General features: G+C 44.4%; 12 protein-coding genes and 1 pseudogene. 5 read left to right on the top strand and 8 right to left on the bottom strand.

All coding sequences use genetic code 11. The features are described from left to right. Positions 1–190: 190 nt before the first annotated feature. From OCV29_RS22455 to OCV29_RS22465, 3 genes are all read left to right on the top strand, one after another. Positions 191–1,147, top strand: a complete 957-nt coding sequence (locus tag OCV29_RS22455; RefSeq protein ID WP_073604293.1) for a transposase — start codon at positions 191–193, stop codon at positions 1,145–1,147. 361 nt (positions 1,148–1,508) lie between these two features. Beyond that, entirely contained in the window at positions 1,509–2,309 is an 801-nt protein-coding gene (locus tag OCV29_RS22460; protein ID WP_073604294.1) for a nucleoside-specific channel-forming Tsx family protein, read from the top strand. A gap of 333 nt (positions 2,310–2,642) precedes the next feature. Next, positions 2,643–3,521, top strand: coding sequence for a HEPN domain-containing protein (locus tag OCV29_RS22465; protein WP_073604366.1), 879 nt, complete (start codon positions 2,643–2,645; stop codon positions 3,519–3,521). Between the two features lie 78 nt (positions 3,522–3,599). Here the strand turns inward: OCV29_RS22465 and OCV29_RS22470 are convergent, their stop codons facing one another. The 5 genes and pseudogenes from OCV29_RS22470 to OCV29_RS22490 all read right to left on the bottom strand — a co-directional run bounded on the left by OCV29_RS22470 (position 3,600) and on the right by OCV29_RS22490 (position 10,794). Continuing rightward, entirely contained in the window at positions 3,600–4,154 is a 555-nt protein-coding gene (locus tag OCV29_RS22470; RefSeq protein WP_073604295.1) for a hypothetical protein, read from the bottom strand. A gap of 442 nt (positions 4,155–4,596) precedes the next feature. Beyond that, positions 4,597–5,640, bottom strand: a complete 1,044-nt coding sequence (locus OCV29_RS22475) for an IS630 family transposase (RefSeq protein WP_073604296.1) — start codon at positions 5,638–5,640, stop codon at positions 4,597–4,599. A gap of 220 nt (positions 5,641–5,860) precedes the next feature. Further along, a pseudogene (locus tag OCV29_RS22480) lies at positions 5,861–6,984 on the bottom strand (ISAs1 family transposase). Positions 6,985–7,417: 433 nt separating this feature from the next. Then, positions 7,418–7,969, bottom strand: a complete 552-nt coding sequence (locus OCV29_RS22485) for a hypothetical protein (RefSeq protein ID WP_073605439.1) — start codon at positions 7,967–7,969, stop codon at positions 7,418–7,420. Positions 7,970–7,971: 2 nt separating this feature from the next. Then, entirely contained in the window at positions 7,972–10,794 is a 2,823-nt protein-coding gene (locus tag OCV29_RS22490; RefSeq protein ID WP_261887410.1) for a hemagglutinin repeat-containing protein, read from the bottom strand. Between the two features lie 155 nt (positions 10,795–10,949). Between OCV29_RS22490 and OCV29_RS22495 the strand changes: the two genes are divergently transcribed. After that, the gene (locus tag OCV29_RS22495; RefSeq protein WP_073605437.1) at positions 10,950–11,828 is read left to right on the top strand and encodes a HEPN domain-containing protein; all 879 of its coding nucleotides are present in this window, start codon (positions 10,950–10,952) and stop codon (positions 11,826–11,828) included. A gap of 108 nt (positions 11,829–11,936) precedes the next feature. On the opposite strand, the gene OCV29_RS22500 is transcribed toward OCV29_RS22495, so the two are convergent. Both OCV29_RS22500 and OCV29_RS22505 read right to left on the bottom strand, forming a co-directional pair. Beyond that, positions 11,937–12,392 carry a DUF7919 family protein gene (locus OCV29_RS22500; RefSeq protein ID WP_073605436.1) on the bottom strand — a complete coding sequence of 152 codons (456 nt, stop codon included), beginning with the start codon at positions 12,390–12,392 and terminating at the stop codon, positions 11,937–11,939. Between the two features lie 76 nt (positions 12,393–12,468). Then, positions 12,469–13,263: an NAD(P)H-binding protein gene (locus OCV29_RS22505; RefSeq protein WP_442478220.1), complete on the bottom strand. Its 795-nt coding sequence runs from the start codon at positions 13,261–13,263 to the stop codon at positions 12,469–12,471. Between the two features lie 111 nt (positions 13,264–13,374). On the opposite strand from OCV29_RS22505, the gene OCV29_RS22510 reads away from it, so the two are divergent. Beyond that, positions 13,375–13,740 (top strand): winged helix-turn-helix transcriptional regulator, encoded by a 366-nt coding sequence (locus tag OCV29_RS22510; RefSeq protein ID WP_261887411.1) that lies wholly within the window; start codon positions 13,375–13,377, stop codon positions 13,738–13,740. Between the two features lie 168 nt (positions 13,741–13,908). Here the strand turns inward: OCV29_RS22510 and OCV29_RS22515 are convergent, their stop codons facing one another. Continuing rightward, positions 13,909–15,606, bottom strand: a complete 1,698-nt coding sequence (locus OCV29_RS22515; RefSeq protein ID WP_073605434.1) for a cyclic peptide export ABC transporter — start codon at positions 15,604–15,606, stop codon at positions 13,909–13,911. Positions 15,607–15,618 lie beyond the last annotated feature (12 nt).

A 15,618-nucleotide genomic window follows, 5' to 3' on the forward strand; every position in this document is an offset into this window, starting at 1 on the left:
TCGGGGACACGCACCAGAAGTTATCGGGGACACGCACCAGAAACCTGTAGGTCAAAACTCAAGACATCATACTGATATCACATACGATTTCATTCACAACGCAAAGTCCATCGCATCTCCTGTTACTGCATTTTCAACCATGTCATTCAACCGGTATGATTGACTCAAGCACAATCAACCTGACGAAGTTATGACCACACCCAGAGCACAGAAAGTTTCTCTTGATATCACGCCTTATTACCACTGCGTCTCCCGCTGTGTCCGGCATTCTTTTCTGTGCGGGGAAGATCAGTTCTCAGGCAAGTCTTATGAGCACCGTCGCCTGTGGGTTGAAAACCGGATTCTTGCGCTTGCTCAGGTTTATTGTATTGATATCTGTGCGTATGCGGTGATGCATAACCATTATCACCTTGTGGTGCATATCAATCAGGAAAAGGCAGCACAGCTGACAAATGCTGAAGTGATTGAACGCTGGTCTGTTGAGCATCAACTGCCGACGATCATTCAGCGCTATTTACATCTCCCATTAACACCCGCTGAAAACAGACAATGTGAAGTCATTATCGAAGCATGGCGCCAGCGCCTCTGGTCTCTGAGCTGGCTGATGAAAGAACTCAATGAGGAGATAGCCAAACAAGCCAATCAGGAAGATCACTGCACGGGTCATTTCTGGGAAGGCCGTTTCAAATCTCAGGCACTGCTGGATGAGAAAGCCTTACTGGCAGCCATGACGTATGTTGACCTGAACCCCATTCGGGCAAAGGTCAGCCCCACCCCGGAAACCTCACAGCATACTTCCGTGAAAAAGCGGCTGGATAGTCTCGAAAATCACCAGCCAACGCCTGCTGGCCTGCACCCTTTTACAGGTTATGAACATCAGGAAAACCCCGCAGGCATTCCGTTTCGGCTCATGGATTATCTCGAATGGGTTGATTTTGTCGGGCGGCAAATCCGGCAAGATAAGCCGGGCTATATCGATGCGCATCAGCCTGCCATTGTCTTGCGTCTTTCCCTGAACCAGACTGAATGCCTCAAGCTCTGTACTCATCTGGAACAAAACCGATGTGGGTGGATTGGACCACCTGAGCAGCTCCGGATAGTGAAAACCTTTTTCAACAAACAGCGAATTCACGGGATTTATTGTTAATCCGGGTTTCGCTGCATCCTGAATGAATCAACAACCAGCTTTCCTTATCTGAATTACCTCAAACGTGCTGTTTTCTTAGCGAAAAAGACTAAAAAGCTCATCCTTTTTTAATGCAACATTGTATTTCCGTGTGGTAAAGGCAGTTGTTGTGTGACCTTTGTTAAGGTGCATGTCCCTGTTATTTTATTTAGTTCCATAATAAACACATTTATGTGACTCGCATCACAATAAATATTCACTGTTTCTTGGTTTTCTACTTTTAATTGAGAGATAAATCGCTATCATCTTCGGCATTAGTAACCGATGACGTCAACGCAATCGATTATATAAACTGAAAATCACAATGTAGAGAATCACAGCAATGCGCAAATCACTTTTAGCACTAAGTCTGGCTGCTGCAGTTTCCACTCCTGCCCTGGCCGCTGATTACACTGATGGTAACACTCATAAAAACGATTATAAGTGGATGCAATTTAACCTGATGCATGTACTTAATGAAAAGCCTGGTAACAATAACCACACATACTTCGAAATGGAGTTTGGCGGTCGTTCAGGAATTTTTGATCTGTATGGTTACCTTGATGTGTTCAACCTGACGGACGATGATGACAGTGATAAATCCGCAAACAAAGGCAACAATGCTAAAACGTTCGCTAAATTTGCACCACGTATGTCTATCGATGGTTTGTTCAACACCGATTTATCTGTTGGCCCAATTAAAGAATGGTATGTTGCTAACTACACCACGATTGATGGCAATAACGATGGCGGTTACGCGACCAAAAACGGTATCGGTGCCGACGTCATGGTACCATGGTTTGGTAAAGTGCAATTTAACCTTTACAAATCTTACAACATCAAAAACAACGAGTGGAATGGTTACCAGTTCTCGACAGTATGGTTCAAGCCTTTTGTTAACTTTGACAACGGTTCATTTATCGCCTATCAGGGTTACCTGGATTACGAATTCGACCTGCAAGAAAAAGCCGGCGCAACATCTGATCACGGCCTGGCTTGGTTTAACGGTATCTATTGGCACAGCAACCGCTATGCAGTCGGTTACGGTCTGAAAGTGTTTGATGATGTTTACGGCATTAAAGATTCTTCAGGCTTTAGATCATCTGGCGTATCACACTACTTTGACGTCACTTACAAATTCTGATTTGCCAAGCAAATGAAACTTGATGAATGGCGCGATAATCGCGCCATTTTTTATGTCCGCAGGTTAGCTTTAGTGTGGCCGGTTGCCGGGAAAAGTCTGTCTCTTTCAGGGGGATTAAAATGTCCTCAGAATTGCAATTCAACATCCAGCTCTTTTGCACCACATCCATATGTTCTGCTGTATCAGATGCAGCAACGTAATAAACAGGACAGGCACAACATCACCTTGCTGAACCACGAATTGCAACCCCAATCACCTTGAAACCTATAGACATTTTCCTCATAACCGGCCACACTGACTCAATTGTCTGTTTATACATCTGTCACCCGTATCATGAAGAAAAGCCTTGAACACCTCCCTGAACTCAAACAGCACGAACTCCGGACGATGTCTGTGATTTTTCGCAATACCATGGATGAGTTCGTGAAACATAAACAAGGGAGTAAGCGGGAGTTCCGGATCTTAAAAATCATCCTTTTTGGCAGCCACGCCAAAGGTACGCAGGTCAATGACCCGGAGAATGGCTATGTGTCGGATTACGATATTCTGGTGGTGGTGAATCATGATGATGCCGTGGAAGAAGATATTATCTGGCAGCGGGCAAGGGAGGAGATTGACCGAAAAGTGACGTCTGCGCCCCTTGGCCTGATTGTGCATTCGCTCCATGATGTCAACGAGCGACTCCAGCAAGGTCACTATTTTTTTAAAGATATCCGCGAAGAAGGCATTGAAGTTTTCTCAGCGATACCGAAAGAACTCTCCCTGCCGGGAAAACTGACTGAAGAAGAGAAAAAAGCCATTGCAACAAAATATTATCAGCAATGGTCGGAAAATTTTGCAGACGATTTTGACATTTATACTTATGCAAGAGAACGATCAAGATTAAAAAAATCAGCTTTTGAGCTTCATCAGGCAACGGAGCATTTATACGCCTGTGCCCTTCTCACCTGCACCAATTACCTGCCCAAATCCCACAATATTGAAAAACTTGGTAAGCTCTGCGCACAAATCGACCCGGAATTTAAAACCATTCTGCCGCTGGACAGCAAGTTTCACCGCCGCAGCTTCCGCCGCCTGCAACGTGCTTATATCGAGGCCCGTTATTCAGAACATTATCAAATTACCGAAGATGAATTAGATTATCTGGCTGGCGAAGTTTTGAAGCTGAAAATATTGGTGGAACGGGTGTGTTTGGCCCGGATTGGGGAGTGAATTTATTATCGGCTAGCGCCCGGATTTCCGGGCGGTTGTATGGATTGGGCGACCGTTCATCCCCAACAAAATTAATCACTACTGACCCAATCCCGCCAGATCTTTGACAATCAAACTGGAGATCAAAGCAACATCTCTGGGTTCATCTTCTTCATCCCATGTGAATGCTGCGATTTCTAAAGTTACAGCTGTATCTTCAAGGAATCCATACGCTGTTGTGTAGTGATCTTTTCCAAATCTTGCTAACTTATTGCCATTCTGAAAAACAGTTACATCGTGTGATACATCAGGTTTATTTAACGCTTTTCCACCATAGTTAAATTTCCTTATATAATTAACCACAATATTGACTTCTGGAGTATTCTCCCCTTTTTCAGACGCTAAAATTCCTTTTTCTTCCATATTTTTTTTAATAAAATCATAAAATTCCTGATTCAAGACAGATTCGGAAGCAAATTTATTATCCCCAGGAATTGCACCATGACCTAAGATTAAATTAACTTTCACTTCACCTAATGAATACTTTGTCACTTCTTTCTTCAAAGGAGTTGGTTCCATGTAATAATAATATTTGTGACCAGCGCATCCAGAAAAAAACAAAACACTAATTAACACCAATAAAAAACGTTGCATACATACCTCTTAAATTATGCGAGTAAAAACAGAACCAGCCAGTTTATTTTTGCCCTGAAAATATGCCATCATTCTTCCGTTATTCCAATGAATGACAAATATATATTATTCCGGCGATTATTTTAAATAGAATGCCAATGATAACACAATTATCAATAACATTGAAACATATCTTTTATTTCTGTATATCATTATTATTTTTTAAATATAAATCATAAAGATAATCAGACAAAAGGAGTAACTCATCTGTAGTTTCTATGCCAATCTCCACATGATTATTAATTATTTCTAAAGCATACTCCTGAGTTTGATGAAGTCCACCTGAGTGTATTTTTTTAATTTTTTTGAGCATAAGGAAAAATGATTTACATTTTTCCTTTCCATAATCCAAAAATTATTATTATTTATATAATCCTGTAGTATTTTTTCTAAATAACTGTTCCTAATTACGCTCCACTTTCATCGAGCCATGACCCCCACCGGGGAATGGTGAAACGTTATCCAGAAAGTAACGCACCCGCTGCAATAATTGCCACATCGTTTTACACTGATGATTCCGGGTCACCGTCTCATGTAAAGCGTGCCAAAGCTTCTCTATTTTATTCACCCACGGAGAATAAACAGGCTGAAACAGAAGAATAAATTTTGGATTTTTCTTCAACCAGCTCTGGATCTTTTTACTTTTATGAATGATGTAATTATCGACAATCAACGTGATTGTTTTTGCCCGCCGATATTGGCGTTTCAAGCATTCCAGCATCGCAATAAACAACTCTGAACTCTTACTGGCGCTGGCAACATACGTGACTTTCCCTGTTGTCGCATGCAGCGCCCCAGCCAGATAATGTTTGGCATTTTGCCCCGGCGTAACCACTTTCTTTTGCTGACCTTTTCCCTGATGCATCCAGTCTGCACCGATTTTCGGGTTCAGATGAATATCGACTTCATCTTCGTAAAAGACCGGATGGTCAATATCACATTGTTCTAAAGCCTGTTTGATACGAGCCAGTTTTGCTTCTTTCTCCGGGTCTTTGATATGAAGTGTTGGCACGGCTCTGCGCCAGACGATCCCAAGTTTTGGCAACCAGCGACGAATCGTTGATGCATGGACCTTCAGGTCAAAAATTCGGTTCACTTCCATGGCCATCAACTCTGTACTCCAGCGGGAGCGCTGGTAGCCAAGGTGCTGTGGGTTTATTTCAATCAATGTCTTCAAGATGGCAGCTATCTGAACAAAAGGTAATACGCTCGTCCTGCCACGGCTGAGACTTTCTAACCCTTTGAGTCCATATTCGGTGTACCAGTGAATCCATCGGTTGACTGATGAACGGGCGGCAGCAAGTAGCAGAGAAACTTTTGTGACAGTCTGTCCGTCAGCCAGAAGTAATATGGCATTCAAATGACGATAATGGTCTTTATCCTTTGTCTTATGCATTTTTTTGATAATTCGGCGTCGCTCTGCACGGTCAGGTAATGTTAAAATCATGGCTCTCGGTAGTGATTGTTGATTTGTGGGTTTGGCGACTAATCAGATCGCGCAAACGCTACCGAGTTCCTTTCCTTTTTATTCTCCGGTGATCTACATTTAGGAACAGTTATTTAGTCTATCTGCATCTTCTGGATGTACATGAAAAAAAACATAAAGTAAAAAGTCATAATGTCTACCTTCAAGAATAGGGCCGGCCCTAGGGTGACCGCATGAGTGTTTAACTTTTATTCATCGAGTTCAAACCAGCATTAAGGACGGCTTCCAACATGGATGTATTCATCATGCAGCGTTTTTGCTTTCCAACAATGCTCAGTTTGGTTGGCTCTGAACGCAACATATTTAGACCAATATGACGTAAGCAAGAGAGGTTTTCTGCTCCGTGACCCTTGTAAATCTGGCAAGCATCTTCGGCCATGGTGACATCTAAAACCCAGTGCATTGACTCTATGCCCCAATGCTCTCTAACTGCGCTTGCTACTTGCTCTGCATTCAACTGCTTTGAGCTGATGTAGTAACGATACTCGAGCTCTGCCTCTTTGCCTTTTTGATAGCGGAAATTTTCTACCATAACAATGGACTTAAGTCCTTTCCAACGCGAGAAATCACCGTCGAGAGCTTCACTGCTTAATACGTATGCCTGACGGGATTCAATACGACCATGACCTTGCTCAACCCTGATACGTTCTGGCGTCGTTGCCCGTTGCGTCGCAAAAACTGCTTCGACTGCCTGACGTAATTTGCCCTGATTGTTTTTGACTGCAAGTAAGTAATCGGCACCTTGGTCGACGATCGTTTTCGCTATTTCGGTTTGACACGCCATTGCATCGATAGTGACCAAAGCACCCTTGATATCGAGAAGTTTAATCAGCTCAGGTATTGCTGTGATTTCATTGCTTTTCTCTTCTGTTTTAAGCTGTCCAAGCACCAACTTGTTTGAAGAGGCATAAGCACTAATCATGTGAATAGTGCTGGCGCGATCATCTCTGTTGTATGAGCCTCGAAGCGTCTTTCCATCGATAGCAACGACTTGAGACCATCAGTCAATGAATGCACCGCTGACATCCAGTCAATAAAGCAGACGTGAAACGACTCTGGGTCAATTCTGGAGATGATACGGGCTATCGTATCATCGGCAGGAATGTCTTTAATAAACATATCATTACGCTTAAACCAATCATGATGACCAAGAATGTATTCGCGAATGTCAAACCACCCTTTTGCTCCGGCAATAACGGCACATAAAGAGCCAAACAATACCTCAAATAGGCAATAGGTTACCTTTGCAGATTGGCGTTCATCTGTTACCGCATGGAAATATTCTTTAAACTCGTCAATGTGCATAATAGGAAGCGCTCTTTCATCAAAGGAGCATATATGATCACAGGTAAATATGATCGTCAACCTGATCGTTCTAATAGTTCAAAAAACGTTCGCGATCTTGCCCTGGGGTCGGCCCTATACCAACCAACCCGAAACACCTTTCCAATTACCTGACGAAAAATTCTTCTCGCTGTATTTTCATCACTGTATTCTCTAACTCTCATTTTAGAAACTTCCCTTCTGCAATTGTGGAATTCTAACTTCAGGTTCAAATGAATTAATATACTCAGGAACTATTTCCGGCTTGTAAATACGCCATGAAATAAACAGAACAGGCACAACATCACCTTGTTAGGCTGCAATAATATATCCAAGGTAGTTCCCGAATCATACTTCTCTATGGTAAAGAAATTTTTGTGTGACCTTTGTTAGGGAGCTTGTCCTTGTTAGTACTTCAATACATGTCCATGTCATTTTTGTTCTTTTTTAATAGAGACATTTTCTTTATCTCACTTAACACATAATGACGAGTACGTTGTGAAATCGATTTATTTAAAACAACTTCATTCAGAGAGTCAAAAAAAACAATCCTATCCTTAATATCCATATTCACATACCAATTCAGAGCCAATTCAATCCAATAATTAGAACCATATTTAAAGGCAACTTGAATAATGTTTTTAAATGGAAAATAAAATATTATTTTTTCTTTTAAGAATTCATTCAAATCAAGTTCATCAATTTTATCTTTTATATCATCAAAAGAATACTCAAGAAGAACAATCAGATATTTATATCTATCCTCGTTATCTAGAGCCATTAATTTTAGCTCTTTTTTAATGACCCATATCCCAGAGTCACTTATACCCAACCAAATAGAATTCTCTTCATTTAAAGGTATCACGGGAAACCAGCCAACTAACTGCTCAGTACCACTCATAGCCGAGAACTGGATCATAGCCGATTTTCCCAATTCTTTAAAAAATGAAACATATTCTTCTGTCATAGCTACATTCCTTCATTATGCTGGACTACGATTCCATGAGCTTTAAGCGTTTGCTGAAACTGCTGCCTTTTCTCTTGGTTCCAATTTTCCCAAAAATGACCACTAAACTCGTTAGTTATAATCTCACCATTAGCTCCTCTTCTAAACATTCCCCCAACAACATCAGACGAATTAGCATCTATTGTATGAGCTAACTGTTGATGTGGAGATAAACCGGCAATTCCGCTTTTAGGTTTACCAACTAAAAACGTTTCTGATTTGGTATCAAATATAAATTCAATGCTACCTTCTTTAGGATAATAATTCTGTATGGCTTGAGTTGAACTTGATAATGAGTTTGCACCAAGCACACCTGCCTCCAGACCAGACCCAGACCATTTTTCCGCCAACACCGTCCCGGCACCAACATCAGAGAAATCTGCATCATCAGCAAAATTATCAACAAGCCTGCCCGCATCCCCAACATCAATACTAAGTCCCAATTGATTGTCAGACAACGAGTCAACCATTGATGTAGATGTATATGCTGGGCTATCCAGCGCTGTCACACCTTCAGCAATAAACGACCCATTTCCACCAGTGTAATTCGGCAATGGCTCAGATTTCACTATTTGAGCAGCAGAGCTCCCCTGCACATAATTCTGATACAGGTTGTCCATTTCCTGCTTCGATGCCTGAGTAATATCAATCCCCCAGGATTTCACCGCTGCAATCAACTCGGTTTTACTTAAAGATGGAACGCCTTTTTGAACCAGCAGCTTGGCTATATCCGTTCCAAGCTCAGCTAAACCCATCGCCCCTGAAGGCACTCCAGCCGCAGTGAAAGCGTTATCCCATGTTTCCTGAATGGCATTCACCCGCTCACTACCTGAAGGATCACGCACCAGATCGGCAATCCCCATCGACATCACATTTGTCAGTGCCCGGTTATATGCCTCTTTTTGTCCCTCATCGGCTTCAATCACATAATCTGCCAACTGATATCGGTTGTTATACAGGAATGTCAAAACATTTTGAGATACGCCCTGCTCTTTCAACCGATCAACAACATACGCCATCTTGTTATCAGATGAAGATGGCGCATTTGCCATCGCACCATAAGTCATCAGATAAACAGCATCATCCAGAATCTGATTCATTTGACCTAATGTGACATCAGATAAAGCGGGTTCAGTGGAAACTAACTGAGCAAAACGCTTGTAACCGCCATCCTGAACCATTTCAAAGTCCAGCTGGCTGACCGGTACATCTTTCACTGTGTTCCAGTTATTCTGAATTAACGCGGAGTTATTCCCGATATGCTGATTCACATTGCCGGTATTCAGGCTGCCCAGCCCGGCGTGCTCCAGTGCAAATGCATAGTTTTCTGCCCCATAGGAACCTATCAGCTCTGCATAATTTTCACTCTGATCACCTTTTGAGCCAATCACCCCCTGAGACTCCAGACCATGTGTCACTTCATGCGCCAGTGTGGTCATGTACTCTTTCGCATTTTTCAGAGCAGCGTCATTAATAACAATGTTGCTGCCACCAGACCCGGATGAATAATGCGCACCGCCCATCGCTTTATTGACGGCAATCACCAGCGCACTATCGATACTGATCCCGAATACCTGCGCATAAGCTGCGGCATAATCATTGATTGCTTTTTGTTTCTGTGCTGCGGTTGCTGTATCCAGATTGTTGATACTGACTGTCGAATCACCATGTTCCTTCGCGACCAGCAATTCAACATCCAGCTCTTTTTGCACCACATCCATATGTTCTGCTGTATCAGATGCAGCAACGGATTCCTGTGTGAACACATCGGCCACTGAGCTACCGGCCAGCATCGTCCGGTAAGCATCCTCCGCAATCGAATTCCATCCTTCTTCGCTATACAACCGGTGGTCGATTGATACATTAAAATTCCCCTGCTGGCGCTCTACCGTAAACAGGTCGGTATCTGAGTTCTCCACATCCCGGTTCAGTGCCGTGGTGTCGTCACTGCCTGCTTCATCACCGATGATCAGGTTGCCCTGACCAATGGTGGCCAGTGTTTTACCCTTGTGATAATTCGAGGTATTGCTCAGTTGCGCCGAGCTGGTGTTGTAGCCCGCGCTGACCGTGGTTTCGGTTTCTCCGGTGTCTTCATTGACCGCCTGACCAATCCCAACACCGGTATTCAGACCGGCGCTCATACTGCTGCTGTAGCTGGTATTACTCAGGTCACTGTAGGTCAGCGTCCCGGTTTGCAGCGTCAGCTGGCCGGTGTCTTTGCCGTCTTCATCTGTGGTGGCAATCGTCGCGCCTTTGATATCGGTATTGCCGCCGACCGTGATATGAGCTGTGCCGCCGGAGGTCAGGCTGGTCAACACAGTGTCACGGCTTCGCTCGCGGCCATTGGAGACATTGAACCCGCCATTGACACCAGTCAGCGTCCCTGCGCTGCTGGTATCAGACATCACATGGCTGCCTTTTGCAGCCTGCCCGCCTGTCAGGCTGACTCCGCCGCTGATGCTGTTCCCGTGGCTGCTGGATGAATGATGATCCTGCACCGATGCGACATTCAAATCGCCGCCAACATGCATCTCCAGCTCATCTTCAGCCCGAACCGTCGTGCCCTGCGCATTGGTATCGCCCACGGAAGTGATCTGAATGTTGTCCGCATTCAGCGTGCTGTTAGTATGGGTTTCTGAGCGGTCGCTGTTTTCATTACGGCTGTAACTGGCATTTACATTGATACCACCACCCGTTGCCCCATAGACCGTCATCGAGGCACCGAGATGACCGGATTTGGTCTGGCTTGAACTCTGGCTGTGATCGGTTGAGGCCAACAAATTCACTTCATGGCCGGAAACACTCAAATAAACAGGACAGGCACAACATCACCCTGCTGAACCACGAATTGAATCCCCAATCACCCTGAAACCTATAGACATTTCCCCCATAACCGGCCACACTGACTCAATTATCTGTTTATACATCCGTCACCCGTATCATGAAGAAAAGCCTTGAACACCTCCCCGACCTCAAACAGCACGAACTCCGGACGATGTCTGTGATTTTTCGCAATACCATGGATGAGTTCGTGAAACATAAACAAGGGAGTAAGCGGGAATTCCGGATTTTAAAAATCATTCTGTTTGGCAGCCACGCCAAAGGCACTCAGGTTAATGACCCGGACAATGGCTATGTGTCGGATTACGATATTCTGGTGGTGGTGAATCATGATGATGCCGTGGAAGAAGACATTATCTGGCAGCGGGCAAGAGAAGAGATTGACCGAAAAGTGACGTCTGCGCCCCTTGGCCTGATTGTGCATTCGCTCCATGATGTCAACGAACGACTCCAGCAAGGTCATTATTTTTTTAAAGATATCCGCGAAGAAGGCATTGAGGTTTTCTCAGCCATACCGAAAGAGTTAGCGCAGCCGGGAGGCTTAACTCCCGAAGAAAAAAAAGTCATTGCAAAAAAACATTATGATCAGTGGTTTACCAGCGCCAATGAATTTTTTATTTATTTCGAACTGATGGTCAAAAATGGCCATTACAAAACAGCGGCATTTCAACTTCATCAAGTGACAGAAAAATTTTACGCCTGTACCCTGCTCACCTGCACCAATTACCTGCCAAAATCCCACAATATTGAAAAACTTGGCAAGCTCTGCGCACAAATCGACCCGGAATTTAAAACCATTCTGCCGCTGGACAGCAAGTTTCACCGCCGCAGCTTTCGCCGCTTGCAACGCGCTTATATCGAGGCCCGTTATTCAGAGCATTATCAAATTACCGAAGATGAATTAGATTATCTGGCTGGCGAAGTTTTGAAGCTGAAAGGACTGGTGGAACGGGTGTGTTTGGCCCGGATTGGGGAGTGAGTTTATTGGCGCTGCCGCCCGGATTTCCGGGCGGCTGTGTGTATTGGACAGTCTCTATATAATATATAAAGTTATCCCTAAGATCCTCTCTATGAAAGTTCACTAAAACTAAAAATGCCCTTTAATTTCTTTTAAGTAAATATCTTGAGCTTTGTAAGGCATAGATAAGTCAAAGTTCATTACCGCAGAAACAAATTTTTCAGGTGGTAAATAGCTATGCTTTTCAACATAGTGATAAACCATTGTTGGTGCAGCAAAAAAAACACTTCCATCTTTTGATGGAACCCATATTTCCGCAGTCCCTAAAGAAGATTTTTTCCCGTTAACTTCTATTTCTAACATGCCGCAATCATATAAAGAACAAGGATGCATTGAACGTATACGGTTTACTTGTGCATCAACAGAGTCATTTCCCAAAATAATATTGGACAACTTTGATAGAAAACCATCCAACACTTTGCCTGTCTTATAGGGCTGATCTTTCTCTAGCCAACCAACATTTCTCACCGTTGAAACAGGTGTTTTTAAGTAATAACAATAATTACTCAAATCTTCATAAAACATAAAATCAACCTTTATTTAAGCTCAGTAAATGCAGCCCATTGCACACAGCCCATATAACTAAGCAGGACAGGCACAACTAAGCGTTCGTTACCACCGAACAAGCGATTGCAAGTGCATCTCTGGGCTTAGGTACTAGTTTTGTTAGATCACTAGAGTCAGTTTTTAGGAAACCTGCCATTGACGAAGCATATATAGACATCAGCATAGGAACCTGAAAGGGAAGTAGTTGTAAAGTATCCAGTCTACTTCTTTCTGTGCTTAAGTCAGTTGGTTCGTAATGAACAGAAAGACGTCGGGCAATATCGGGCACTGAAAATGACTTTACCCCAGATAGCTCATATACCTTATTATTGTGCGCTGCTGTATCTTTGAGCACTGTCACCGCTGCATCTGCAAGGTCTTCTCGTGAAACGGCTGAAATTTCTTCGCTACCAAAAGGTGCGGTTATTCGACCTTCACAGGAACTAGTAAGACTGCCAATTAATCCAGCGTAAAGACCATTACGCAATATTGTCCATGCCATACCGCTTTCTTGTAACCTTCTTTCCGTCCAACGGTGAGCTAAGGCAAAACCCAGATGATCACTTGCACAAGAAAGGCTTGTATAAACAATATGCTTTACTCCTTGCGTACTGGCTGCAGTAATAACGTTATTGTGCCGGCGGATAACAATATCATCTTCGGCATAACCAGCGGAAGTCAGGAAAATAGTGTCGACACCTGTAAAATCTAATGTTTCAATATGATCAAAGTCCATCTGCCTATCAGCATTAAGTGCTCGGCTCGCTGTTATAAAATCTAAACCCAGCTCTTTTGCTTTGGCAATAATAAGTGATGATAGTTGTCCTGAAGCTCCAGTTATGAGAATCATAGTATTTCCTCCATTGTTAGTTTTCTCTACTGTAGAGAAATTCCAGTTTCTTTGTAAGGAGGCACAATTTTGTCTGATACGCACATAAATGTTCGTCCTACAGCAACACCCTTGACTCCCTGTGGCTCCAATGAGCATGAGGATTGTGGCTTGCGTATGATTCTTGATCGCTTAGGCGAGCAGTGGACTGTGATGACATTGGCAGAACTTTCCAGTGGCCCGAAACGTTATCGGGAAATTGAAAAGGCATTAGTTGGCATATCGCAGAGGATGATGACACTGACACTACGAAGATTAGAACGTGATGGTTATGTTCTTCGACATGTTGAACCCACGATTCCTCCAAGCGTAACTTATGAACTATCCGCTCTCGGACATTCATTTTCGAATCAGGTTGCATCACTGGCGGAGTGGTGTAAGCAGCACAAGTCTGATTTAGAACACGCACGAGCTATTTTTGATGAGAAACACACTTAATCGTTTTTTAAAACATAACCAATCAACCAGGCCCTTCGGGCTGGACAGCCTACGCGTTGCTTCGGCTGCCAGTTATACTGCTCAGGCCTGATGCTGCCAACATGCAAAAGGCCGGTCAAAACCGGCCTTCTTTATCACAATCATCAGGCGTGTTTTTCTTTCACCGCCTTAAGCCATCACCAGTTCAGCCTGTTCAGAAACATGATATTGCTGCGGCTGAGCCTGCCGCTCATCCACCACGATCTGTCCGTTTTCAAACTTCACCAGCTGATCCGCCAGATGGAAGTACCTGTCATCATGGCTGATCACCACCACCAGTTTATTCTGACGCTTCAGCTGCGGAATAATCTGCGTGTAGAAGATTTCCCGGAAACGGGGATCCTGATCCGCGGCCCATTCGTCGTACAGGCACACCGGCGTGTTCTCAATATAAGACATCAGCAGTGCCAGGCGTTTCTTCTGCCCCTGCGACATCGCCACAGAAGAGAATTTCCCGTCTTTTGACGTGACTTTATGCCCCAGCTCCAATTCCGTCAGATACCGGCCGATCACCTCATCACTTTCCAGCTCTCCTGCCGCATTCAGTACATGCTCGAACAGGTGGAAGTCTGAGAAAATGGTGGAAAACATCTGCTGATAATCGCTGATATCCACCGCATCATACACCGCCTGATCATCCAGCTGAATACTGCCCTGATCCGGCTGATATAAGCCAACCAGCAACTTGGCAAAGGTTGACTTGCCGCTGCCGTTCCCGCCGGTGAGAAAGACCGCTTCGCCGCGCCGGAACGTTGTATTCACCGGGCCGACATGAAACGTGTATTCATCCTCAAGATCAGATTGATACTCAAACACTAGATCACGGACCGCCAGTGTCGACCAGTCAGCCACCGAATCATCCACCTGACGGGTCAGATCCGTCCGCCGTTCGAACTCATCCGGTTCACCCAGTTCCAGCCCTTCGATATTGCGGTAAGACGCCGAACAATCACTGAAACGGTTCATGGAATCCACCACACTTTGCAGCGGGGTCACCATATACAGAATCGTCAGCACAAACGTCACCACCACACCCAGTGGCACCTGCGGAAAATAAACTTGACTGCCGAACACAATCACACCAATCACAAAAAAGACCAGCGTTGAGGCCATACTGCCCAGCATGGTGAAAATCAGCGACACCTTCACACTACGGTCACGAATCACCGCGAAGTTCGGCTCCAGAATTTCATCATAAGTAAACCGGCGGCGACGGGCGTTAATCGTCAACTCTTTCACACCATCGACCAGGGTTTTCATGCCGCTGAACATATCATCTTCGTACTCTCTCAACCGCAGATAATGATGCAGGCCGCGGTTCAGAATCAGTTTAGAGACAAACATAATCAGCGCGATCAGTACAAACACCACGGTAAACAGCTGCCATGAGGTGTACACCATATATCCCAGACACAACAGCACCGTCACAAAGCTGTAAATGAAGCCGGGCAACAGCAGCAACCCATCAGACAGCTTCGACGCATCCGTTTTCATTGCTGCCATGATCCGGTGTCCGCCGATCTTTTCAATACTGGCATAACTGGTTGCGAGCAGACGCTTTGCCAGTGAATCACGAAACTCATAGACAATCCGCGCACTCAGTTTTGCCAGCAGATAACGGGACAACAGACTAAACAGCAATACCGCTGACACCGCGCCGACAAAGATCGGGAAAGCATACGGTCCGGGCGACCCGCCTGCACCGAGCTGACTGACCTGCATCGTAATAATTTTCAGCATCACAATCCCGGCCAGCGCCCCGACCACACTCAACAGTGTCGCGCCAACAATCGACCATTTAAAGCGGATCAAAATAGATTTAAACATCTTCATTCCTCA

This window comes from Vibrio aerogenes, assembly GCF_024346755.1.
GTDB classification, from domain to species: domain Bacteria; phylum Pseudomonadota; class Gammaproteobacteria; order Enterobacterales; family Vibrionaceae; genus Vibrio; species Vibrio aerogenes.